The 23,443-nt window shown below is 66.4% G+C and carries 22 protein-coding genes; 19 read left to right on the top strand and 3 right to left on the bottom strand.

The genetic code is table 11. From position 1 onward, the window contains the following. Nucleotides 1-53 precede the first annotated feature (53 nt). Nucleotides 54-854: a GntR family transcriptional regulator gene (locus tag BAC01S_RS27065; protein ID WP_027797572.1), complete on the bottom strand. Its 801-nt coding sequence runs from the start codon at nt 852-854 to the stop codon at nt 54-56. Between the two features lie 97 nt (nt 855-951). Between BAC01S_RS27065 and BAC01S_RS27060 the strand changes: the two genes are divergently transcribed. The 12 genes from BAC01S_RS27060 (at nt 952) to BAC01S_RS27005 (ending at nt 13,705) form a co-directional block, all read left to right on the top strand. Next, nucleotides 952-1,734 (top strand): SDR family oxidoreductase, encoded by a 783-nt coding sequence (locus BAC01S_RS27060; protein ID WP_027797571.1) that lies wholly within the window; start codon nt 952-954, stop codon nt 1,732-1,734. A gap of 55 nt (nt 1,735-1,789) precedes the next feature. Then, nucleotides 1,790-2,722 carry a BKACE family enzyme gene (locus tag BAC01S_RS27055; protein ID WP_027797570.1) on the top strand — a complete coding sequence of 311 codons (933 nt, stop codon included), beginning with the start codon at nt 1,790-1,792 and terminating at the stop codon, nt 2,720-2,722. Between the two features lie 101 nt (nt 2,723-2,823). Beyond that, entirely contained in the window at nt 2,824-4,122 is a 1,299-nt protein-coding gene (locus tag BAC01S_RS27050; protein WP_027797569.1) for an MFS transporter, read from the top strand. A 169-nt stretch (nt 4,123-4,291) separates the two neighbouring features. Next, nucleotides 4,292-5,005: a GntR family transcriptional regulator gene (locus BAC01S_RS27045; protein ID WP_027797568.1), complete on the top strand. Its 714-nt coding sequence runs from the start codon at nt 4,292-4,294 to the stop codon at nt 5,003-5,005. A gap of 36 nt (nt 5,006-5,041) precedes the next feature. Continuing rightward, complete coding sequence (gene mtnK, locus BAC01S_RS27040) at nt 5,042-6,313, top strand: S-methyl-5-thioribose kinase (RefSeq protein WP_027797567.1); 1,272 nt, start codon at nt 5,042-5,044, stop codon at nt 6,311-6,313. Between the two features lie 81 nt (nt 6,314-6,394). Then, on the top strand, nt 6,395-7,471 hold the full coding sequence (mtnA, locus tag BAC01S_RS27035; RefSeq protein WP_027797566.1) for an S-methyl-5-thioribose-1-phosphate isomerase: 1,077 nt from the start codon (nt 6,395-6,397) through the stop codon (nt 7,469-7,471). Between the two features lie 131 nt (nt 7,472-7,602). After that, the gene (locus BAC01S_RS27030; protein ID WP_245616702.1) at nt 7,603-8,205 is read left to right on the top strand and encodes a class II aldolase/adducin family protein; all 603 of its coding nucleotides are present in this window, start codon (nt 7,603-7,605) and stop codon (nt 8,203-8,205) included. Nucleotides 8,206-8,284: 79 nt separating this feature from the next. After that, on the top strand, nt 8,285-9,409 hold the full coding sequence (locus tag BAC01S_RS27025) for a sugar ABC transporter substrate-binding protein (RefSeq protein WP_027797564.1): 1,125 nt from the start codon (nt 8,285-8,287) through the stop codon (nt 9,407-9,409). A gap of 64 nt (nt 9,410-9,473) precedes the next feature. Beyond that, nucleotides 9,474-11,006: a sugar ABC transporter ATP-binding protein gene (locus BAC01S_RS27020; RefSeq protein ID WP_043203834.1), complete on the top strand. Its 1,533-nt coding sequence runs from the start codon at nt 9,474-9,476 to the stop codon at nt 11,004-11,006. Continuing rightward, a complete protein-coding gene (locus tag BAC01S_RS27015; RefSeq protein WP_027797562.1) occupies nt 11,003-12,004 on the top strand; it encodes an ABC transporter permease in 1,002 nt (333 codons plus the stop codon). The genes BAC01S_RS27020 and BAC01S_RS27015 overlap by 4 nt, the downstream gene beginning before the upstream one ends. A 61-nt stretch (nt 12,005-12,065) precedes the next feature. Further along, nucleotides 12,066-13,094, top strand: a complete 1,029-nt coding sequence (locus tag BAC01S_RS27010; RefSeq protein ID WP_027797561.1) for a dihydroxyacetone kinase subunit DhaK — start codon at nt 12,066-12,068, stop codon at nt 13,092-13,094. Then, on the top strand, nt 13,091-13,705 hold the full coding sequence (locus tag BAC01S_RS27005) for a DAK2 domain-containing protein (protein WP_027797560.1): 615 nt from the start codon (nt 13,091-13,093) through the stop codon (nt 13,703-13,705). The genes BAC01S_RS27010 and BAC01S_RS27005 overlap by 4 nt, the downstream gene beginning before the upstream one ends. Nucleotides 13,706-13,818: 113 nt before the next feature. On the opposite strand, the gene BAC01S_RS27000 is transcribed toward BAC01S_RS27005, so the two are convergent. Further along, on the bottom strand, nt 13,819-14,142 hold the full coding sequence (locus BAC01S_RS27000) for a DUF4148 domain-containing protein (protein ID WP_043203831.1): 324 nt from the start codon (nt 14,140-14,142) through the stop codon (nt 13,819-13,821). 130 nt (nt 14,143-14,272) lie between these two features. Beyond that, a complete protein-coding gene (locus tag BAC01S_RS35845; RefSeq protein ID WP_281175951.1) occupies nt 14,273-14,404 on the bottom strand; it encodes a hypothetical protein in 132 nt (43 codons plus the stop codon). Between the two features lie 325 nt (nt 14,405-14,729). On the opposite strand from BAC01S_RS35845, the gene BAC01S_RS32770 reads away from it, so the two are divergent. The 7 genes from BAC01S_RS32770 to BAC01S_RS26960 all read left to right on the top strand — a co-directional run bounded on the left by BAC01S_RS32770 (nt 14,730) and on the right by BAC01S_RS26960 (nt 23,386). After that, nucleotides 14,730-15,113, top strand: coding sequence for a hypothetical protein (locus tag BAC01S_RS32770; protein ID WP_156954553.1), 384 nt, complete (start codon nt 14,730-14,732; stop codon nt 15,111-15,113). Further along, nucleotides 15,107-15,502, top strand: a complete 396-nt coding sequence (locus BAC01S_RS32765) for a hypothetical protein (RefSeq protein ID WP_084168896.1) — start codon at nt 15,107-15,109, stop codon at nt 15,500-15,502. Before BAC01S_RS32770 ends, BAC01S_RS32765 begins: the two co-directional genes overlap by 7 nt. A gap of 269 nt (nt 15,503-15,771) precedes the next feature. Continuing rightward, nucleotides 15,772-16,449, top strand: a complete 678-nt coding sequence (locus BAC01S_RS26980; protein ID WP_027797557.1) for a response regulator transcription factor — start codon at nt 15,772-15,774, stop codon at nt 16,447-16,449. A 91-nt stretch (nt 16,450-16,540) separates the two neighbouring features. Beyond that, nucleotides 16,541-19,708 carry an efflux RND transporter permease subunit gene (locus tag BAC01S_RS26975; protein WP_027797556.1) on the top strand — a complete coding sequence of 1,056 codons (3,168 nt, stop codon included), beginning with the start codon at nt 16,541-16,543 and terminating at the stop codon, nt 19,706-19,708. Next, complete coding sequence (locus BAC01S_RS32760) at nt 19,705-20,973, top strand: efflux RND transporter periplasmic adaptor subunit (protein ID WP_052408852.1); 1,269 nt, start codon at nt 19,705-19,707, stop codon at nt 20,971-20,973. Before BAC01S_RS26975 ends, BAC01S_RS32760 begins: the two co-directional genes overlap by 4 nt. Then, nucleotides 20,973-22,469, top strand: a complete 1,497-nt coding sequence (locus tag BAC01S_RS32755; RefSeq protein WP_043203829.1) for an efflux transporter outer membrane subunit — start codon at nt 20,973-20,975, stop codon at nt 22,467-22,469. The genes BAC01S_RS32760 and BAC01S_RS32755 overlap by 1 nt, the downstream gene beginning before the upstream one ends. A 32-nt stretch (nt 22,470-22,501) precedes the next feature. Then, nucleotides 22,502-23,386, top strand: coding sequence for a universal stress protein (locus tag BAC01S_RS26960; protein ID WP_027797555.1), 885 nt, complete (start codon nt 22,502-22,504; stop codon nt 23,384-23,386). Nucleotides 23,387-23,443 lie beyond the last annotated feature (57 nt).

Genomic DNA, 23,443 nt, shown 5'->3' with positions numbered 1-23,443 from the left:
GGCCGCGGCGCTTTTGCATGGTGCGGCGCCGTCAAGGTCATGCGCGCCGCGGTTCAGGCCTTGGCGCTCGCGGCTTTCTCCCGCGTCGCTCGTTCGGCCCGCGCGGCCCGCGGCTTCGCGGTCTTCGCCGCCGGAGCGGCGAGAGGAGCGGCACCGCCGGTCTCCGCGCTCAGCAGCACGCCGGCCGAGACGATATAAGCCGCCGCGCTTTCGATATCGCCGCGCAAGGCGGCGCATGCCGCGTCGCTGTCGCGCAGGCGTAAAGCGTCGAGCAGCTTGCCGTGATGCTTGACGGCAACGCGCTCGCCCACGCGCTTCGAGCCGGAGCGCAGATCGTAGTTGAGAATCGGCCCGATGCGCAGCCACAGCGTTTCGATCATCTGCAGCAGCATGGGCATGCGGGCCGCTTCGTAGATGGCGAAGTGGAACGCCTGATTCATGGCGATCACCTTGGCGCCGTCGGGCCGCGCCTTTTCCATTTCGTCGGCGAACCGCGCGTGCAGCGCCTGCAGGCGCTGGAGTTCGTCTTCCTCGATGCGCCCGGCCGCCTGCGCCGTGGCGAGGCCTTCCACATTCACGCGGATCTGCGTGATCTCCCCGAACTGGCTGATGCTCATGGTCGGCACGCGCAGCGCGCGGTTGGGCGTGAGTTCGAGCGCCTGTTCGGCCACCAGCCGGTGCACCGCCTCGCGCACGGGCATCACGCTCACGCCCAGCGCCGCCGCGATGTTGCGCAGCGAGATCTGCTCGCCCGGCATCATTTGTCCGGTGATGAGAAGGTCGCGCAGTTGCGCGTAGACGTCGCGGCTGAGCGTTTGGCGCGTCAGCGGGGTCACGAGTTCGTTCAGGGCCATGGCTCGATCATAGCACATAGGGTATCCCCGATATGATATCTGTGATCACAGTTATAGGATTCAATCCGGACACGACGCACTCATGGAGACAACGGACATGTGGAAGGATGAATCGCTCGCTGGCAAGCGAGTGCTGGTGACGGCCGGCGCGGACGGCATTGGGCTGGAGATCACCCGGGCCTTCGTGGAAGCCGGCGCGCGCGTGGCCGTGTGCGACGTCTCGGGGGCCGGCCTCGAGCGCGTGGCGGCCGAATTGCCCGGCGTGCTGGCCGTCAGGGCGGACGTGTCGAGCGAGAGCGACGTGGCGGCGCTGTTCGAGCGCGTGGACGCGACGCTGGGCGGGCTCGACGTGCTCGTCAACAACGCGGGCGTGGCCGGGCCGACGGGCGGCGTCGAAACGCTTTCGCTCGCCGACTGGGAGCGCACGCTCGCCGTCAATATCACGGGCCAGTTCCTGTGCGCGCGGGCAGCCGTGCCGCGGCTGCGCCAGGGCCGCGCGCCGGCCATCGTGAACCTCTCTTCGGCCGCGGGGCATCTGGGCATGCCGGGTCGTTCGGTCTACTCAGCTTCGAAGTGGGCGGTGGTGGGCTTCACGAAATCGCTGGCGCTCGAACTCGGGCCGCAAGGCATTCGCGTCAATACAGTGCTGCCGGGCGCCGTGGACGGACCGCGCATTCGCGCCGTGATTGCCGCCAAGGCGGAATCGCTCGGCAAGCCCGTGGAGGACGTGACCCGCAGCTACACCTCGCAGGCGGCGCTGGGCCGCATGGTGACGATGCGCGACATCGCCAACATGGTGCGCTTTGCCTGCAGCGATCAGGCAGCGAGCGTGCACGGGCAGGAGCTGGTCGTCGACGGGTTGACGCAGGCGCTCAGTTAACACACTTATTCGAGCGGCCCAGCCGCGCCACGACCCGAACCGGGAAGGAGACACTATGGCCAGGCGAGCCAAAGCCATCATCACCTGCGCGCCAACGGGCGCGATTCATACGCCGAGCATGTCGCCGCATCTGCCGGTCACCGCCGACGAAATCGCCGAGGCCGCCATCGAGGCCGCCCGCGCGGGCGCCGCCGTCCTGCACCTGCACGCCCGCGATCCGCGCGACGGCAGGCCTTCTCAGGATCCCGAACTGTTTCGCCCGTTCCTCGCGAAGATCAGCGCCGCGACCGACGCGGTGATCAACATCACGACGGGCGGCAGTCCGCATATGACGGTCGAGGAGCGCATGCGCCCGGCCACCACCTTCAAGCCGGAGCTGGCCTCGCTGAATATGGGCTCGATGAACTTCGGCCTCTTTCCGATGCTGGAGCGTTTCAAGGAATTTCGCCACGACTGGGAGCGCGAGCATCTGGAGAACAGCCGCAACCTGATCTTCAAGAACACGTACCAGGACATCGAGAATATCCTGCGCATCGGCTCGGCGAACGGCACGCGCTTCGAATTCGAGTGCTACGACGTGAGCCACCTGTACAACCTGAAGCATTTCGTCGATCGTGGGCTCGTCACGGGGCCCGTGTTCGTGCAGACGGTGTTCGGCATTCTGGGCGGCATTGGTCCGGACCCCGAAGATCTGATGCACATGCATCGCACCGCGCAGCGCCTGTTTGGCGACCGGTTCCGCTGGTCGATCCTCGGTGCCGGCCGCAACCAGATTCCGCTGGCCACCATCGGCGCGGCCATGGGCGCGAATGTGCGCGTGGGGCTGGAAGATTCGCTGTGGATCGGGCCCGGCCAGCTGGCGGCTTCGAGCGCGGAACAGGTCGTGCGCATCCGCACGGTGCTCGACGCCCTCAATATCGACGTGGCCTCGCCCGACGAAGCCCGCGACATTCTGGAGCTGAAGGGTGCTGCGGGCGCGGCCTTCTAAGCCCGCCGCCGCGCTCATGCCCGTACTTCCGCTTCCTCTCACCTGACCTTCGGGGTCGCACGCCGGGGCAGCCGCCCCGCGTGCCGTGGAGACTTCCGCTCATGCCAACCGCTCATGTTTCCGACGCTTCGCTTCCGGATTCCGCCGATCGTTCGTTGACCTCACTGCTCTTTCGCAGGCTGATGCCGCTGCTGGTGCTCGCCTACGTGATCAGCTTCGTCGACCGCACCAATATCGCGCTCGCCAAGTCGCACCTTGCCGTCGACCTCCATATCTCGGCCGCGGCTTACGGGCTGGGCGCCGGTCTCTTTTTCCTCTCGTACGCGCTGCTCGAAATTCCCAGCAATCTGATCATGCATCGCGTCGGCGCGCGCTTCTGGATCGCGCGCATCATGATCACGTGGGGCGTGCTTTCGGCGGCGATGGCGTTCGTGCAGGGCCCCACTTCGTTCTACGTCATGCGCGTGCTGCTGGGCGCGGCCGAAGCCGGCCTCTTTCCCGGCGTGATGCTTTACCTGACTTACTGGTTCGGGCGCGAGGACCGCGCGCGGGCCGTCGGCTATTTTCTGCTGGGCGTGTGCATTGCCAACATCGTGAGCGGCCCGCTGGGAGGCGCGCTGCTGGAGATGGACGGCGTGCTGGGCCTGAAGGGCTGGCAGTGGATGTTCCTCGCCGAAGGGCTGCCCGCCGTGGCGCTGGCGTTCGTCGTCTGGCGCAAGCTCCCGGACGGGCCCGACTCCGCGCCGTGGCTCACGCCCGCCCAGGCGGAAGAGGTGCGCAGCCGGCTCGACAGCGAGACATCGGGCGCGGCGGTGCGTGCGGGGCATACGTCCTTCGCGGCGGTGCGCGACCCGCAGGTGTGGCTCGCGATCTTCATCTACTTCTGTCATCAGATCTCTATCTATACGGTGATCTTCTTCCTGCCCGGCATCATCGGCACCTACGGGAAGCTCACGCCGCTGCAGATTGGTCTGCTCAATTCGCTGCCCTGGATTGCGGCGGCCGTGGGCGCCGCATGGCTGCCGAAGTACGCCGATACGCCGCAACGCGGGCGCCGCCTGCTGCTGCTCGGTCTCGTGGTCATGGCCGTGGGGCTCCTGATCGCGGCCTTTACGGGCCCGGCGCTGGCGCTGACCGGTTTTTCGCTCACCGCGCTCATGTTCTTCGTCGTGCAGTCGATCGTGTTCGTGTTCCCGGCGTCGCGTCTTTCCGGCCTGGCGCTGGCGGGCGGCCTCGCGCTCATCAATACCTGCGGGCTCGTGGGCGGTTTCCTCGGCCCCTCGGTGATGGGCGTGATCGAGCAGACGACCGGCAGCACGCGCAACGGGCTCATCATCATGGCCGCGCTGCTGCTCGTGGCGGCGGTGGGCGCACCCTTCATGCGGCAGGGCCACGAGTGAGGACGGGGCGTCGCCCGCGAATCCAGGCGCCGGGCGGCGCGCGGCGCCTGCTGCGCTGCACGAGAGGGAAAACCATGAATCGATGACATCAGACGTCTGATGTACATTCAGTCCAACGGGCCATAAACGGGCTACAAGCGGGCTAAAAGCGGGGCTACGAAAGTACAGCATGCGTCTGAGCGTCGACCAATCGATGAGCGAGCGGATCCAGGACTCGCTGCTGGCGATGATCCGCGAGCGCTCGCTCAAGCCTGGCGATCAGATCCCCACGGAAACCGAGCTGTGCGAGCTGCTGGGCGTCGGCCGTTCGAGCCTGCGCGAGGCGGTGGCGCAGATGATTTCGCATGGCGTCCTCACGCGCGTGCAGGGCAAGGGCACCTTCGTCAGACAGGTCGTGCTGAAGCTGCAGGGCGGCCTGGATGATCTGATGTCCGTGACGGACATGATCCACAGTGTCGGCGCCGTGCCGTCCACGAGCCGCTTGCAGGTGAGGACGATTGCCGCTTCCGAGAGTCTCGCGCAGAAGCTCGGCATTGCGGTGGGGGATGCCTGCATGCGGGTGGAGCGCGTGCGTCGCGCGGACGACGCGATCGCGGCGTACTGCATCGACATCGTGCCGAAGTCGGTGTTCGACGAGCACGAGCTGGGCGAGTCGCTCTTCGGCACGCTGGAGCGCGCCGGCATCCGGCTCTCGCATACGCACAGTTCGATCCAGCCCACGATACTCACGCCGCGCGACCTGCCGGAACTGCAGGAAAGCTTCGGTCTGTTCCTGCTGATCGACGAAGTGGATTTCGACGACACGGGGCGCGCGGTTTGCTATAGCAACGACTACTACAACACCAGCATCTTCAAGTTCGATCTCGTGCGCAAGCGGCGGTAGAAGGATTTTCGTCTCCCTTTCCGGACAGGAAAAACGATGCAATTCGAGGCTTTCAGTGCTGCCGAACTGACCGCATACCTGCGGGGCATTCCTGCCGTCAGCGAGCGGCTGGGTGGCGACAGCGACCTGGAGGTCGTGGAAGTCGGCGACGGCAACCTGAACTACGTGTATTTCGTCAGCAGTGCGAGCGACCCGCGGCACAGCGTCGTCGTCAAACAGGCGCCGCCGTTCCTGCGGCTCGTGGGCGAAGCCTGGCCGCTGCCGCGCGAGCGCATGGAGCGCGAGGTGGCGGCGTTGCGCTCGTTCGGGGCGCTGTGTCCGCAGCACGTGCCAAGCGTCTATCACGCCGACAGCGAGAAGTACCTGATGGTGATGCAGCGGCTCGCCTCGCATCGCGTGCTGCGCCAGGGGCTGATCGAGGGGATCGTGTATCCACGGCTCGCCGACCATATCTCCACTTTTCTCGCAAGCACGCTCTTTCACGGCTCCGACCTGGCGCTCGCGCCCGGCGCGAAGAAGGAAGCCGTGCGCGCCAACATCAACACGGAGCTGTGCCGGATTACCGAGGACCTCGTTTTCACGTTCCCGTTCGAAGACGATCCGTCGAACGTGTACAGCCCGGCGCTGCCCGCGAGTGCGATCGCGCGGCTGCGCTCGCACGAGCCGCTGCGCCGCGCGGCCGGCGAGATGAAATGGGCCTTCATGAACCATGCGGAAACGCTCGTGCATGGCGATCTGCACACGGGCTCGATCATGGCGAACGAGAGCGAGACCTATGTGATCGATCCCGAGTTCGCGTTCTACGGGCCGTTCGGTTTCGACACGGGCGCTTTCATCGCGAACCTGCTGCTGGCGTACTATGCGCGCGACTGGCACGATCGCCTGCGCGGTCGCGAGCCGCGCGATTATCAGCGCTGGCTGCTCGAACAGGTCAATCAGGTCTGGAACGGTTTCGCGGAGAAATTCGCGGGCCTGTGGCGCATGCACGAACGCAAGGCGGGCCGCGCCTTCATCGGCGGTCCCGCCGATACGCGCGCGGCCGACGCGTTCCGCGAGGACTTCATGCGGCGCCTCTTTGCGGATACGCTGGGCTTTGCGGGCTGCAAGATGATCCGGCGTATCGTCGGCATGGCGAAAGTTGCGGAAATCACCAGCATCAAGGACGACGCGGTGCGCGCGCTCGTGGAAGTGCGCTGCCTGCGTCTTGCCGAAGCGCTGCTCGTGCGGCGGCGCGAGCTGGCTTCGATCGAGGCCGTGGTGGCGCTCGCGGCCGAAGTGCTCGCGCAGCCCCTGGACGGCGACGTTTGAGTGCGCAGTGAGGCTCGCAATGAAGCGGGATCCATGGCACGCGCGGAAATGATACGGAATAGCGGTATCGACGGAGAATACATGGCCTCGCAGCCGATGAAATCGAGTCTTCCCCCCACCATTGCGTGGCGCGACGACACCCTCTTGTTGCTCGACCAGACGCGCTTGCCGCGCGAGTGCGTGGTCGAGGCGGCCACCAGCGTGGAGGCGGTGTGGCGCGCGATTCACGAACTGCGCGTGCGCGGCGCGCCGGCCATAGGCGTGGCGGCTGCCTACGGGTTGTGCGTGGCGATGCAGCGCGAGCGGTCCGCTTCGCGCGAGGCGTTTCTCGCACGGCTGGAACAGCACGCCGCCTATCTCGACAGCGCGCGGCCCACGGCCGTGAATCTGCGCTGGGCGCTCGACCGCATGCGCGCCCATATCCGCAGTGTTCGTGCGCAGACCGGGGTGGAGCTTTACGAAGCGCTCGTGGCCGAGGCGGCGCGCATTCACCGCGAGGATGTCGAGTTGTGCGCGCGGATTGGCGAACAGGGGCGCGAGCTGATCGCCGCGGGCAGCGGTGTGCTGACGCATTGCAACGCCGGCGCGCTCGCGACAACGGGTATCGGCACCGCGACGGCGCCGCTCTATCGCGCGCATGGCGACGGCGTGGCGTTTCGCGTCTATGCCGACGAAACGCGGCCGCTCCTGCAAGGCGCGCGGCTCACCGCCTACGAGCTTCAGCAGGCGGGGCTCGACGTCACCCTGATCACGGACAGCATGGCGCCCGCGCTGATGGCGCAGGGGCTCGTCGATCTCGTGATCGTCGGCACCGACCGCGTGGCCGCGAGCGGCGACGTCGCGAACAAGATCGGCACGCTAGGCGTTGCGATCGCGGCAAAGCATTTCGGCATTCCGTTCTATGTGGCGTGCCCTTCGTCCACGCTCGACCTGCGCACCGCGCGCGGCGCGGATATCGTCATCGAGGAGCGCGGCGCCGACGAAGTGGCGCAGTTCGGCGGGCAGCGAACCGCGCCGGCGGGCATCAAGGTGCGCAATCCCGCCTTCGACGTCACGCCGCATGAGCTCGTTACCGGCATCGTGACGGAGCTGGGTATCGTGCGCGCGCCGTTCGAGGCCAATCTGGCGGCGCTGTTCGCGCCCGGGGAAGCGGCATGACCGGCATGGGCGACATGAGCGACATGAGCGAAACGGGCACCCCGCAACACGCAGGCGAGGCCGCGGCACGCGCACGCGAAGTGCGGGCCGAAGCCGAACTGCGCCAGCAGATTGTCGATACCGCGAGCGAGATGGAGCGCCTTGGCATCAATCAGGGCACCTCGGGCAACGTCAGTGCGCGCTGGCGTGACGGACTCCTGATCACGCCGAGCGGCGTGCCTTGCGCGGCGCTTGCGCGCGAGCGCATCGTCTGGATGCCGCTTCACGTGCGCGACGACGACCCGCTCTTCGAAACGCAGCGTCCCTCGTCGGAATGGCGCTTTCATCGCGACATCCTGCAGGCGCGGCCCGAAGTGGGCGCCGTGGTCCATACCCATTCGAATGCGGCGACGGCGCTCGCGATTCATGGCCGAGGCATTCCCGCTCATCATTACATGGTGGCCGCGGCGGGCGGCAATTCGATTCGATGTGCAAACTACGCGACGTTTGGCAGCCAGGCGCTCTCCGATCACGTGCTCGAAGCGCTGCGCGGCCGGCTCGCGTGCCTGCTCGCGCATCACGGCGTCATTGCGCTCGGCCGCGATCTCGCGCGGGCGCTGTGGCTCGCGAACGAAGTGGAGGTGCTGGCGAAGCAGTATCTGCTCGCGTGTCAGCTCGGCGAGCCGCCGCTGCTCTCGGACGCGCAGATGGAGGAAGTGGTGGAAAAGTTCAAGGGGTACGGACCGCGCAAATGAAACAGGGCAGCGCGCGCCCGGGGCAGTCGCGGCAATGCGGTACACACGGCAACTAACGTATTCGATCAAGGAGACAGTGATGGCGTGGAGTTCGGCAGGTTTCGACAGAGGGGCCGCGCCGCGTGCGCGCATGGGCGTCTCGTTGGGCGCGGTGGTATTGGCCTTCGCGGCGGTGCTGGGCGGTTGCTCGAAGAGCGAGTCGCCATCGTCCAGCGATGCTTCGTCCGGCGCGGCGGCGGCGAATGCACCCGCAAGCGCGCAAACCCCGGCCGCCGCGGCGCCCGCGGGCGGCAAGCTGAAGGTCGGTTTCTCGATCGCCACGCTCAACAACGCATTCTTCGTAGGCCTGAAGAACGGCGTGGAGCGGGGCGCGAAGCAGCAAGGCTTCGACCTCGTGCAGACCAACGCGAACGGCGACGCGCAGCAGCAGGTCAACGACGCGATGAACCTCCTGAGCCAGGGCGTCAACGCGCTCGTGCTCAATCCGATCGATTCGAAGGCGATCATCCCGGCGGTCGAGAAGGCGAATTCGATGAACGTGCCGGTCTTCATGCTCGACCGGGGCTCGGACGGCGGCAAGGTCACGTCGTTCGTCGCATCGGACAACGTGGCGCTGGGCGCCACCGGCGCGAAGTGGATCGCCGACCAGCTGACGAAGCGCTATGGCTCGCCGAAGGGCAACGTGGTCGATCTGATCGGCCTTGTCGGCACGACCGCGGCGACGGATCGCGAGAAAGGCTTTTCGCAGGAAATCGCGAAGTATCCCGACATCAAGGTCGTCGCGCGTCAGGAAGGCGGCTTCGATCAGGAGAAGTCGCTCAACGCGATGACGAGTATCCTGCAGAAGTATCCGAAGATCGATGCGGTGTTCGGCGCCAACGACGACAACACGGTGGGCGCCGAGAAGGCCATCGACAATGCGGGCCGCTACAAGCCGCTGGGCGATCCGGATCACATCATGGTCATCGGCGCGGACGGCACGGCCCAGGCGCTGCAGGCGATCCGGGCGGGCAAGCAGGATGCGACGATCTCGCAGAACCCGATCGGCATGTCGGCGAAGGCGATGAGCTTCATCACGGACTACGAAGCGAAGAAGGACGTGCCCGCGAATTACGCGTGGCCGACCTATCTGATCGACAAGTCGAACATCGATTCGGACGGCGTGAAGCAATACGGTTTGTGGGCGCTCGAAGTCTCGCAGTAACGCGCTTCGATCAACACGCCCGGCGCACGCGCGAGCGGCGTGCGCCGGCGGGCAGGATGAACGGATGAAACGCGAACCAGGTTCAGCATTGCATGCAACCACGGTGCACTCGCCGCTGTTGCGCATGAGCGGCATCGTCAAGAGCTTTCCCGGCGTGAAGGCGCTGCGCGGCGTGAGTCTCGAGCTGCACGCAGGCCACGTGATGGCGATAGTGGGCGAGAACGGCGCGGGCAAGTCCTCGCTGATCAAGACGCTTTCCGGCGCCTACGAGCCCGACGAGGGCACGATCGAGATCGACGGACGCCCGCTCGCGCGCGGCACCCAGGCCGCGATCGATGCGGGCGTGGCCGTGATCTATCAGGAGCTTTCGCTAGTCAACGACATGACGGTGGCCGAGAATCTCTTCCTCGGCCGCATGCCCACCCGCTATGGCTTTCTCGCGCAGCGCGAAGCGCAGGCCGCGGCGCGCGAGGCGCTGGCGCAGGTGGGGCTGGAAGGCGTGTCTCCTTCGATGCGCGTGGGCGATCTGCCGCTCAACAAGCGCCAGCTCGTGGAGGTGGCGAAGGCGCTCGCGCGCGACGCCCGCATTCTCGTGATGGACGAGCCCACGGCCGCGCTGCAGCACCACGACATCGAAAATCTCTATGCGGTGGTACGCCGTTTGCGCGCGGCCGGCATGGGCATCATCTTCATTTCGCACCACCTCGAAGAAGTGTTCGAGCTGGCCGATTCCGCGGTGGTGATGCGCGACGGCGCGACGGTGGGCGCGCGGCCCATGTCCGAATGGACCGAGCCCGCGCTCGTGCAGGCCATGGTGGCCCGCAATCTCGACTCGTTCTATCCGTGGCAGCCGCGGGCGTATGGCGACGTCGTGCTCGAAGCGCGCAACGTGGCGAGCGCGCCCGTGCTGCGCGGCGCGAGTTTCAGCGTGCGCGCCGGCGAGATCGTGGGGATAGGCGGGATTGCCGGGGCGGGACGCACGGAGCTCCTGAAGACGCTGTGCGGCGCGCTGCCGCTCACCGGCGGCGAACTGTGGCTGCGCGGGCGCAAGCTTGCGCTGCACTCGCCCGCGCAAGGCGTGCGGGAAGGCATTGTCTACACGGCCGAGGACCGCAAGCTCGAAGGGCTCGTGCTCGACGCGAGCATCGAAGAAAACATTGCGCTTTCCAGCCTGCGCGCGCTCGTGCGCGGCGGCTTCGTCAGCGCCGCGCGCAAGCGCCGTCTCGCCCGCGAAGCGACAGAGCGCTTTGGCGTGCGAGCGCCGTCGGTTTTGCAAACCACGGGCAATCTCTCGGGCGGCAACCAGCAGAAGGTGATTCTCGGGCGCGCGACCGCCACGTCGCCGGCCGTGATCCTGCTCGACGAGCCCACGCGCGGCATCGACGTGGGCGCGAAGACGGAGATCTATGCCGATATCGTGGAGATGGCGCGCGCCGGCGCCGCCGTCGTGCTCGTGAGCTCGGAACTGCCCGAGCTGCTCGGCATGTCCGACCGCGTGCTCGTGATGTATCGCGGCAGCATCGTCGGCGAACTGGCTCGCGAGGACGCGAGTTCGGAAACGATCATTCAATGGGCCACCACCGGAGTCGCAGCATGACGTCCACCACCGCTTCCGCGAACGATTCGGAAACCCTGCAGCAGCGTGTGCTGCGGCAGTTGAGGAGCGGGCTCGGGCCGCTGATCGCGGCGCTCGTGCTGATCTGCATCGCGCTTTCGGTTGCCTCGCCCGAATTTCTCACCACGAGCACGCTCACGAGCGTCATGGTGCAGGTGTCGGTGGTCGGCATTGCGGCGGTGGGCGGCACGTTCGTGATCATTACTTCGGGCATCGATCTTTCGGTCGGCTCGCTCGTCGCGCTTTCCGGCATGGTGGCGGCCACCGTGATGGCGGGGGCGAGCCCCGGCGCGGTCGGGCTCGGCATTGCGGGTCTCGCCATTGCGCTCGTCACGGGCGCGGCGGTGGGGGCGCTCAACGGCTTCGCCATTGCGTGGCTGCGCCTCGTGCCGTTCATCGTCACGCTCGCGATGATGGCGATGGGGCGCGGTCTCACGCTCGCCATCTCGGATGGGCAGACGAAGTTCGATTTCCCTTCCGTGTTCACCTCGTTCGGCGCGAAGACTCTGGCGGGCCTGCCCATGCCGATGCTCGTCATGCTGGTGGTGTTCGTGAGCGGTCACGTGCTGTTGCGCAAGACCGCGTTCGGCCACCAGGTGTTTGCCGTGGGCGGTAACAAGGAAGCGGCGCGGCTGGCCGGCATCCCCGTGAATCGCGTGATTTTCCTGACCTATACGTTCGCCGGCCTGACCGCCGCGATCGCCGGCATCGTGCTGGCCGGGCGCCTCAACTCCGCGTTGCCCTCCGCGGCGAACGGGCTGGAGCTGCAGGTGATCGCCGGGATCGTGATCGGCGGCACCTCGCTCTCCGGCGGCCGCGGCTCGATTGTCGGCACGTTTATCGGCGTGGTGCTGATCGGCGTGATCAACGTCGGGCTCTCGCTGCTGGGCGTCAATCCGTTCTGGACGCAGTTCATCCAGGGCGGCGTGATCCTCGCTGCCGTGCTGCTCGACGCGCTCAGCCAGCGGCGCAAGCGCTAGGCGCGCGCCGCTTCATCCCCGACTGGCGGCGTGCCTGCCGCCGATTCTGGAGACGCGAGACGTGAAAAAGATCATCAATCATCCTGATCATTTCGTCGACGAAATGATCGATGCGTTGCTGCTTGCCCATCCGGGCTGGCTCAAGCCCGTGACCGCCGACCGCCGCGCGCTGGTGCGCGCCGATTCGCCGCGCGCGGGCAAGGTCGGCATCGTGACGGGCGGCGGGTCGGGGCACCTGCCCGGTTTTCTCGGCTACGTCGGCAAGGGGCTGGCGAGCGGCGTGGCCGTCGGCAACGTGTTCTCTTCCCCGTCTTCCGAGCAGATCTACGAAGCCACGAAGGCGGTGCAGGGCGGCGCCGGCGTGCTCTATCTGTACGGCAACTATGGCGGCGACGTGTTCAACTTCGACCTCGCCGCCGACCTCGCCGATGCGGACGGTATCGAAACGCGCACGGTGCTCGTGGCGGACGACGTTGCGTCCGCGCCGCCCGAGCGCGCGTCCGAACGGCGCGGCGTGGCGGGCATGGTGTTCGGCTTCAAATGCGCGGGGGCCGCCGCCGAGCGCGGCGATACGCTCGACGAGGTGGCGCGGATCGCGGCGAAGGCGAACGGCGCCACGCGCACGATGGGGGTGGGGCTGTCGCCCACGATCCTGCCGGCAGCCGGCAAGCCCACGTTCACGCTGCCCGAAGGCGAGATGGAGATCGGCATCGGCATTCATGGCGAACCCGGCACGCACCGCGGCAAGCTGGAGAGCGCGGACACGATTGCGGAGCGGCTCTCGACCGAGATCCTGCGCGATCTGCAGGCGAAAGCCGGCTCGAGCGTCGCGCTGCTCGTCAATGGCCTCGGCGCCACGCCGCTCGAAGAGCTGTATCTGCTTTACCGGCGTGCGGCGCGCGAAGTCGCCGCCGCGGGGCTGCGCGTGGCGCGCGCGTATGTCGGCGAGTATGTGACGAGCCTCGAAATGGCGGGCGCATCGATTACCGTGATGCAGCTCGACGAAGAGCTCGACACGCTGCTCGATGCGCCGGTGCGCTCGCCGTTCTGGCGCGAGGGTTGGCGCGTCGACGACGGGCGCGCGCGATGAGCCTGACCGTGGACGAACTGCGTGCCCGGCTCGTCGGGACATTGCGCGCGATGCCGGCGTGCGCCGAGGAGTTGCGCGAACTCGACGCGGCGCTCGGCGATGGCGATCTGGGTGTGACCGTCAAGGCGGGTTCGCTGGCCGCGGCCGAGGCAATCGAGAAACTGCCGGCGGACGCCGCGGTTTCCGACGTGCTGATGGCAATAGGCAAGGCGTTCTCCACCGCGAATCCCTCGACCTTCGCCGCGCTCATGGGCGGCGGCATGCTGGCGGCGGCAAAGACGCTGGCGGGCCGGCGCGATGTCGGGAAGGCCGATGCATTGACGGCAGGAAGGGCGCTGGCCGCGCGTATTGCCGAGCGCGGCAAGTCGCAGCCGGGCGACAAGACCGTGCTCGACGCGCTCGTGCCGAGTCTCGACACGCTCGAAACGGCGAGCGGCGACGAACGTGCGCAACTCGACGCGATGATCGCGACGGCGGCGCAGCAGGTGCGCGCAACCGCGGCGCTGCAGTCGAAGAAAGGGCGGGCGGGGTGGCTGCAGGAACGCAGCGCCGGTCATGCCGATCCCGGCGCGACCGCATGGCTGCGGTTCCTCGAAGCGTGGCGCGGATGAGGGCGGTGCGAATTACGCCACGATGCACGCCACGACACACGCCGCGCGGGAATTCGCGCGGCGTGCGGTCGGGGCACTACGATTTACCCGATTCACTGCTCGACTAACCGGCTTCACAGGCCTTGTGCAGTCCCAGGCGTCTGGGCGCCGGCCGCGCCGCCCGTGCAATCGCGCTCGTATTTGGCGTGGAGACGTCTTTCGGCTTTTTCGATGTCCGAGGGATAGTAGACGTCGATCCGGGCCGGGTCATAGCCGACTGCCTCCAGCTCGCGCAATTCGCGCATCAGCTGCCTGTGGGTGACGGCTCCATTGGACTTCACGAATGGATAGGACTGGCATTCATGTGCCGTCAACGGTGCTGCCATCGTTGCTGGCGCATACGCCGAACCCAGACCCAGTACGATCGCTGCAGCGCCCAAAAGAGTAGCATTCCTCATAATTGCCTCCGGTTAGTCACGCTTGCTCTGGCCACCTTACTGGCCGGTCACCCAAACGCAAGATTCATGTTAGACCGTGTAAGGAAAATTGAAGTATCCGTGACGTTAAATTTATTTAATCCAGCCGGCGTCATGGACCGCACTGCTCTTCCCAGTCGTGGTGCTGCAGGACCTTGTGGCAGACCTGGTAGCGGGCGGCGTGGACGGGGCTGGAGAGCGCCATGGCAAGCCCCAGAATGGCGGCGATAGCGGCGAGCTTCATGATGAAACCTCCTGACGGTAGAGCGAAATCCCTCCGGAAAGGCCGGAGCGGCGAAGCAGCGGAAGTGCCCGGGTGGGTGCTTTCGGTGCTGCGCTATTGACAAACTTAGTCGAGCTAACCGGGAGACCAATAGCACTAAGGATTAAGCTTTGTTAACGCGGCGCCGCCATGGCGGGCAGGACGCTTGCGCAACGCCGCTTGCACAGGGGTTTCGGGCAAATCCGCACGGGAGGCTAAAAGAGTTTTAATGTTCGAGACATTGTTCCGCGCAGGCCCAATCGCTAACTTGTTGCCAACAGACAGGCACACAGAAGGCGAATCTTTCATGCAACAACCTCTGCGGATAGAACGGGTCGACGAAGGCGGGCGCCGTGGTCTCAGGCTCACGGTGGGCGACGACGTGACCATGCTGGACGGGGAGGGCGTCGAGGAGCTGATCGAGCAGCTGGCGCTGCACCGGTCCGCCATGAAACCGCCGATCTCCGACAGCCTGCAGCCGCGCCACCGCTATCATGTCGCGCTGGATCCGTGCTGGTACGCCGAGCCGGCCCGCCTCTTCGACGCAACGGTGGTGTTCTTTCGCCACGAGGGCCTGGGCTGGACCGGCCACGCGTTCGACGATCGGCAGCGCAGGCGCTGGCTGGGCGAGCTGCGGGCGGCCGTCCGCTCGATCGAGGGCAAGGACCGCAAGGGAGCGAAGCCATGCTAGATCTGCAGCCTCGCTTCGCGAGCGTATCCAGGGTCGAGCTCGAAATCGTCAACGAGTACGGCGCGAATGCGCTCATGCTCAAGCTGGGCAATAGCCGGGTGCTGCTCGACCCGGCCTCGATCAGCGAACTGATCGAGGCGCTCGGCCAGGCCCGGGCCGAGCTGTTGCCGGCGGTGCCGGCGCAGGTGCCGCGCGACCAGCAGTTTCCCGTCGAAACCGAGCCGCGCTGGAAGACGATCGTCGACCCGGCGTTCGCGGGCGTGCTGCTCTTCCTGCGGCATAGCGGGTTCGGATGGGCGGGTTTCGCGATTCCGCTGGCAAGCGCCCACCGTTTGCTCGAGATCGGCAATCGACCCGTGATGCCGCCGGGTAGCCTGAGCGTGAACTAGCCGAAGACGCCGCGCCCCGGCGGAACTTTCGAAAAATGAAATTCAGTTTTGCATTTTCGTTGAGCGAAATGCGTTGATACTACTTTTGTCGCGAATCGTTCATCGACGGGCGCAAAGATTAACAACACTTAATCCAGGTGGCGATAGCGCGTTAGGTGTTGTCGTGCATCATTGCGCCACACCGAATCACAGGGCGGCGAGGCGGTTTATCTTGCAGCGCCGCAAGGATCCTGAGCAGCCGCGGCTGCGCATTACCAGATGTGCGACTCATGACCCGGATACTTTCTGTAGACGATGACGAGCTGATATTGCAGGAGATCCAGACATCTCTTTGCGCGTTCGGGCACGAGGTGGAAACGGCGACCACCGGCCGTCTTGGCCTCGCCAAGATCATGACCGGCCCGTACGACGTCGTGACCCTCGACCGCGCGCTGCCCGACGTGGACGGGCTCGCCGTGCTCACGACCATGCGCAGCGTGGGCATCAACACGCCGGTGCTGATCCTGAGCGCCATGTCGAATCTCGACGAACGCGTGCGGGGCCTGCGCGCGGGCGGGGACGACTATCTGGTCAAGCCGTTTTCGCCCGAGGAGATGGCCGCGCGCATCGAGGTCCTGCTGCGGCGCAGCGGGCAGTCGTCGCCGGCGGCGACCTCGCTCAGTCTGGGCGACCTCGAGCTCGACCTCATCTCGCGCCGGGCTCAGTTCCACCGCTCCACGATCGACCTGCTGCCTACCGAGCTGCGCATTCTCGAGTACATGCTGCGTCACCCGGGGCAGGTGCTGACCCGGACCATGATTTTCGAGGAGGTCTGGGGTTACCGGTTCGATCCGGGAACCAATGTGATCGATGTACACGTGAGCCGGTTGCGTACCAAGCTCGCTAAGGTAGGCGACAGTCCTGCCGTTAAAACAGTTCGTGGCTCCGGCTACATGCTGGCGGAGTGAGCGCGGCGCCGAAATGTTGCATGCGGCGGTTGCACGTGGCGCGAGCCGCGCTCCCTGCTGACCATTCTTTCCCTTTCGTTCCTGAGTTCCAATGAACGCAATCGTTCTGGTCGCCCTGAAACGTCCGTTGACGTTCGTGGTGATGAGCATACTGATCGTCCTGTTCGGCGGTCTGGCGGTGGTCAAAACACCCACCGACATTTTCCCGAACATCAAAATTCCCGTCGTCGCGGTCGTCTGGACCTATAACGGTCTGTCGCCGCAGGACATGTCGGGCCGCGTGATTTACTACTACGAGCGCTCGCTGACGACCACGGTCGAGAACATCGAGCATATCGAGAGCCAGTCGCTCTACGGGCGCGGCATCGTCAAGATCTTTTTCCAGCCGGGCACGGACATCGCCGCTGCGCAGGCCCAGATCACCTCGATCTCGCAGACGGTGCTCAAACAGATGCCCGCGGGCATCACGCCGCCGCAGGTGCTCTCGTACAACGCCTCCTCCGTTCCGGTGCTGGACCTGCAGGTTTCGGCCCCCGGCATGACGGCAGCCCAGGTCTACGACATGGCGTCGAACCTGATCCGTCCGCAGCTCGTGGCGGTCCCGGGCGCCGCCATTCCGACACCGTATGGCGGCGCGCAGCTGAACGTCGAAATCGACCTCGACCAGACCAAGCTGCTCGCACACGGCCTTTCGGCCACGGACGTCGGCAAGGCGCTCGCGGCGCAGAACGTGGTGCTGCCGGCCGGCGACCAGAAGATCGGCGCGCTCGACTATATGGTGCAGACCAATGCGACGCCGATCCAGGTGGACACCTTCAACAACATGCCGATCAAGACCGTGAACGGTGCCACGGTCTTCCTGCGCGACGTTGCCTACGTGCACCGCGGCTCGCCGCCGCAGATCAACGCAGTGCTCGTGAAAGGCAAGCAGGCCGTGCTGATCCAGATCCTGAAGAGCGGCGACGCATCGACGCTCTCGGTCGTCGACGGCATCAAGAAGGCGCTGCCCGGCATTCTGCGCACGCTGCCGCCCGGCGTGGAGATCAAGCCCCTCAACGACGCCTCGGGCTTCGTGAAGGATTCCGTGCGCGAGGTGGTGCAGGAAATGATCACGGCGGCGATCCTCACGGGCCTGACCGTGCTGCTGTTCCTCGGCAGCTGGCGCTCCACGCTGATCGTCGCGACCTCCATTCCGCTCGCCATTCTCTGCTCGGTGCTGACGCTCTCGTGGCTCGGCCAGACCATCAACGTGATGACGCTGGGGGGGCTCGCGCTCGCGGTCGGGATTCTGGTGGACGACGCGACGGTGATGATCGAGAACATCGACACCCACCTCGAAGCCGGCGCGGAGCTCGAGCCCGGCATCATCGCGGCGGCGAACCAGATCGTCGTGCCGACCTTCGTCGCCACGCTGTGTATCTGTATCGTCTGGCTGCCGCTGTTCCAGCTGAGCGGCGTGGCCGGCTACCTGTTCCTGCCGATGGCCGAGGCCATCGTCTTCGCGATGATCGCGTCGTTCATCCTCTCGCGCACGCTCGTGCCGACCATGGCGGCATGGCTGCTGCGCGGCCAGGTGGCGGAGCATGCGCACGGCGGCGGCCACAGTGCGCCGCCCGGCATGTTCGGACGTTTCCAGCGCGGCTTCGAGCATGCGTTCTCGAACTTCCGGGATCGCTATCGCGAAGTGCTGACCAGCGTGGTCGGGAACCGCCGTCGCTTCGTGCCGATCTTCGCGCTGTGCGCGTTCGGCTCGCTCGTGCTGATTATGTTCCTCGGGCGCGACTTCTTCCCGGGCATCAAGTCCGGCGAAATCGACATGCACATGCGCGCGCCGATCGGCACGCGTCTTGAAGAGGCGTCGAAGCTGGCGGTGCTCGTCAACGGCTCGATCCGCCAGTTGCTGCCGGGCAAGGTGACCAACGTGCTCGACAACTGCGGCCTGCCGGCGAGCGGTATCAACGAGGCGTATAACTCGACCGGCACGATCGGCCCGCAGGATTGCGACATCACGATCAGTCTCGCGAGCGAGCGCTCGCCCGTGGACGACTACCGCTACACGCTGCGGCGCGAGCTGCCCAAGCTGTATCCGGGCACCCAGTTCACGTTCCTGCCTGGCGACATCACGGCGAAGATCCTGAACTTCGGTCTGCCCGCGCCGATCGACGTGCAGATCGCCGGCCGCGGCCAGGAGGCGAACTTCGCCTACGCGCAGAAGATCGCCGCGCGCCTGCGCAAGATTCCGGGCGCCACCGACGTCAACATCCAGCAGGCTTTCAATGAGCCTACACTGAAGATCACGGCTTCGCGCTCGTTCGCCTCGGGCCTGAACCTCACGGAAGCGGACATCGCCAACAACGCGCTCGCCACGCTCTCGGGCAGCGGCCAGACGGCGCCGACCTACTGGCTCGACACTTCGAACGGCGTGTCGCACCTCGTGAACATGCAGACGCCGCAGAACGAACTGGAGTCCATGAACGACCTGGAGACGATTCCGATCGACACGGGCACCGGCACGCCGGACGCGCAGCATGCGCAGCTGCTGGGCGCGCTGAGCCGCATCACGCAGATGGGCACGCCCTTGCTGGCCACGCACTACAGCATCCTGCCGGCCATCGACATCTTCGTGAGCAACCAGCGGCGCGATCTCGGCGGCGTGTACGACGACGTGCAGAAGATCGTGAACGACATGCAGGGCGAGCTGCCGCACGGCGCCAGCGTGCACCTGCGCGGCCAGGCGCAGACCATGAGCAGCGCCTACGCGCAGCTGCTGGGCGGTCTCGCGCTGTCGATCCTGCTCGTGTATCTCGTCATCGTGGTCAACTTCCAGTCCTGGCTCGATCCATTCATCATCATCACCGCGCTGCCGGCGGCCCTTGCCGGCATCGTGTGGAGTCTTTTCGTGACGCACACCACGCTTTCGGTCCCCGCGCTCACGGGCGCCATCATGTGCATGGGCACGGCGACCGCGAACTCGATTCTGGTCGTTTCGTTTGCCCGCGAGCACCTCGCGCAATACGGCAACGCCGTCGAGGCCGCGATCGAGGCCGGTTTCAGCCGGATCCGTCCGGTGCTGATGACGGCGCTCGCCATGATGATCGGCATGCTGCCCATGTCTTTCAGCAATACCCAGAATGCGCCACTCGGACGCGCCGTGATCGGCGGTCTGATGTTCGCCACGTTTGCTACGCTGCTTTTCGTCCCTTGTGTGTTCGCGCTGCTGCACCGGGATCATCAACCTTCCAAGGAGGCACAGTCATGAGCGCAAACAGGGAAGCACCGGTTCCCCGGCGATTCGGGCCGCGGACCTGGCTTATCGGCGCGGGCGTGATTGCTGCCGTCGTCGTCGCCATCGGCGTGATCCAGCGGCACAACAACATGGCGGACCTGCGCGCCGTCGCCGACGAAGATTCGGTTCCGTCCGTGCAGGTCATCTCGCCGCAGAATGGGCCGGCCCAGAACATGCTCACGCTGCCGGGCACGATCCGCGCGTGGTATACGGCGCCGATCTATGCCCAGGTCTCGGGCTACGTGCTGAAGTGGAACAAGGACTACGGCGGGCTCGTCAAGTCGGGCGAGACGCTTGCCACGATCGACGCCCCGGCCGTGGACGAGCAGTATCAGCGCGCGATCGCCGACCTCGACGTCGCGCAGACCAACTACAACCTGGCGGCGCTCACCGCGAAGCGCTATCAGGCGCTGGCGGGCACGCAGGCCGTGTCGCAGCAGGAAGTGGACGTGCAGGTGGCCGACGCCGCCGCGCAGGCAGCCAAGGTGCGCGCGGCCCAGCACGAAGTGGCCCGTTTCCGGGTGCTCGAAGGCTTCAAGCGCATCGTGGCGCCCTTCGACGGCGTGGTGACGGCGCGCAACACCGACGTGGGCAACTACGTGAATGGGGCGGGCGGCGACGTGAGCTCGCGCGGCGCGGCGGACGAACTCTTCACGGTCTCCGACATTCACGAGATGCGCGTGTTCGTTTCGGTGCCGCAGGACTACGCGAACATCCTCAAGCCCGGCCTCACGGCCACGCTGTCGCTGCCGCAGTACCCGGACCGCGTGTTCGACGCGACCTTCGCCACGAGCGCCAACGCGTTCAACCCGCAGACGCGCACCGTGACGACCGAACTGCTGGTGCCGAACCCTGATCACCTGATCTGGCCGGGCGGCTACGCGAACGTGCATTTCAAGGTGCCGCTCGACCGCAATATCCCGGTCGTGCCCGAACAGGCGCTGCTGTTCCGCTCCGACGGCATGCAGGTGGCGCTCGTCGGACCCGACGATCGCGTGCATCTGCAGGACGTGAAGCTCGGGACCAACTTCGGAAAGACAGTGCAGGTGGTGTCGGGCCTGAAGCCCACCGACAAGATCGTGCTGAATCCTTCCGCGGGCATTCTCGAAGGCCAGCAGGTTCGCATCGTGAAGGGCGCGAAGGGCACCGAGGTGCCGGGCGAGACGACGTCGGCTTCGGCCCCGGCTGCGGCGTCGGCTGCGGCGCTGACACCGGCAGAAGACGAGGACGGCTCCTGATGAAACGCATGACCCGCATTGCGGCGCTCGTGGCGGTGTCGTTGCTCGCCGGCTGCGATCTCGCGCCCACCTATCATCCGCCCGAGATGATCCTGCCCGCCTCGTACACGGGCACGGGTCCGTTCGTGACGGCGAATCCCTCGGACCAGTTGCAGCGCGGGCCGTGGTGGCAGATGTTCGGCGATAAGCAGCTCGACCAGCTCGAAGAGCAGCTCGACGCCGCCAACCCCGATCTCGCCGCCGCGCGCGAAACCTTTACGCAGGCGCAGGACGTCGTGGCCGCAGCGCGCTCGGGCCTGTTCCCGCAGATCGGGCTGAACGCCTACACCAGCCAGAACGGCGAATCGGCGCACACGCTGTTCCATAACAACAGCGGCACGATGCACGAGGCGTCGAACTTCTGGGGCGGGCAAGCGTCATGGGGGCCCGACTTCTGGGACCAGACGCGCAACCTGACCCGCGAGGCCCAGAGCAACGCGCAGGGCGTGGCCGCCGCAGTAGCCGACGCGCGGCTTTCGCTCGAAATGGAGCTCGCGTCCGACTACATGGCGATCTGGGGCTACGACAAGCAGCACGAGATCTACAAGCAGGCCATCAAGGCCTACAGCACGGCGGTCTCCATCACGCAGATGCGGCTGGCGGGCAAGATCTCGTCCGGGCTCGACGTGGGGCGCGCGGAGAACCAGCTCGCCTCGGCGCAGGCCGCGGACACGGAAGTGCTGGCGCAGCGCACCGTTCTGGAGCATGCGGTGGCCGTTCTGGTCGGCGCCAATCCGGTCGACTTTCGTCTGACCACGATGCCGGAGCACGACTACGCGATCCCGACGGTGCCGGTCAGCATGCCGTCGCTGCTCCTGCAGCGGCGCCCGGACATCGCACAGGCCGAGCGCAACATGGCGGCCGCCAACCGGGCGATCGGCGTCTCGCGCGCCGCGTTCTACCCGAACGTCCGGCTTTCCGCCATGGGCGGCTTCGAGGACTCGGGCTGGGGGCTGACGACGCTCTCCAACAGCCTGTGGGCCTTTGGGGCGTCGGCGGTGCTGCCGCTCTTCGAAGGCGGACTGCGGCGCGCCGAGCTGCAGGCAAGCTGGTCGGTGTTCAACGAAGCCAGCGACGACTACCGCTCGACCGTGCTGCAGGCCTTCCGCGAAGTGGAGGACAACCTCGCGCTGACCGACCGCCTCGCCACCGAGGCGCAACAGCAGCAGGCGGCGGTGGATGCGGCGGTGCGGGTGCAGAACATGTCGCTCAGTCTGTACACCGAAGGACTCGACAACTACCTGAACGTGACGGTCGCGCAGATCGCGGCGCTCGATGCGCAGATTGCCGAAGCACAGGTGCAGACGCGGCGCCTGCAGACGTCGGTTGCGCTGATCGGCGCGCTGGGCGGCGGCTGGAGCACGGCCGACCTGCCCACGCCGAAGCAGACGATCCCTTTCGGGCCGCTTGCGTATGGCTCACATTCTGCAAGCGACGCGGCCGCCGAGGCGCGATAATGAGTGGTCAGTTGTAAGGGGGAGGCAGGACGATGGGTTTCAAGGACATCCTGGTGCATGTCGACGCCAGCGAGGCCGGTCAGGTGCGTCTGCTGCGCGGCGCCGATCTGGCGGCCCGGCACGGCGCCAGATTGAGCGCGCTGCATGTGCGCGAGCGCAGCATTGCGCAGCAGCGGCGGCTCAAGGCCTCCGAGCTCGGGCTCATGCCGGGCGGCCAGGCAGGATCGCTGCGCGCCACGATCGAAAGCGAGCTCGACGAGCAGGCCGACATGCTGCACGCCATGCTCGCCGATCTCGGCCGCCAGCGCGGAGTCGAGGTGGAATGGCAAGGCGCCGACGGCCGTGCGCGCGTGATCGTTCCGCAGCGCGCACGTTACGCAGACCTGAGCATCGTCGGCCACGATCCGCTGGAGGACATCGATTTGCCCGAGGAATATTCGTTCGCGGAGACCGTGCTCTTCACGACGGGCCGCCCGGTGCTGATCATGCCGCCGGGCGGCGGTTCCGATGTGGACAGCCTGCCCGGCGAGTGCCCGCTCGGCCGCCGGGTGGCGCTTGCCTGGAACGGTAGCCCGGCATGCGCGCGCACGCTCTCGGCCGCGCTGCCGTTGATCGAGTGCGCGCAGTCCACCGTCGTGCTCGTCATGGACAGCGATGAACCGGACCACCCCGAACAGCTTGCGCCTACGGTCGTGCTGGACCATCTGCGGCGCCATGCGGTCAACGTGGAAATGCGCACGCTCGCCCGTCGCGGCGTGCCTGCGGGCAACGAACTGCAAGGCGTGGCGCTGGAAGAAGGCGCAGACATACTGATTGCCGGCGCGCACGGCCGCGCCATGCTTTGGGAAAAGCTGCTGGGCGGCGTCACGCGCACCCTGCTTGCCGAAATGAAGCTGCCGCTCGTGATGTGCAGCTAGGGCGGGCGTGCATTTTGCTGCACAACGCATTCCGGCGCCGGCTTCGCGCCGGATGAA

The organism is Paraburkholderia acidipaludis NBRC 101816, assembly GCF_000684975.1.
Lineage (GTDB): Bacteria > Pseudomonadota > Gammaproteobacteria > Burkholderiales > Burkholderiaceae > Paraburkholderia > Paraburkholderia acidipaludis.
Note: the sequence above shows the minus strand (reverse complement) of the source record. Positions and strands in the feature narration are given on the sequence as shown.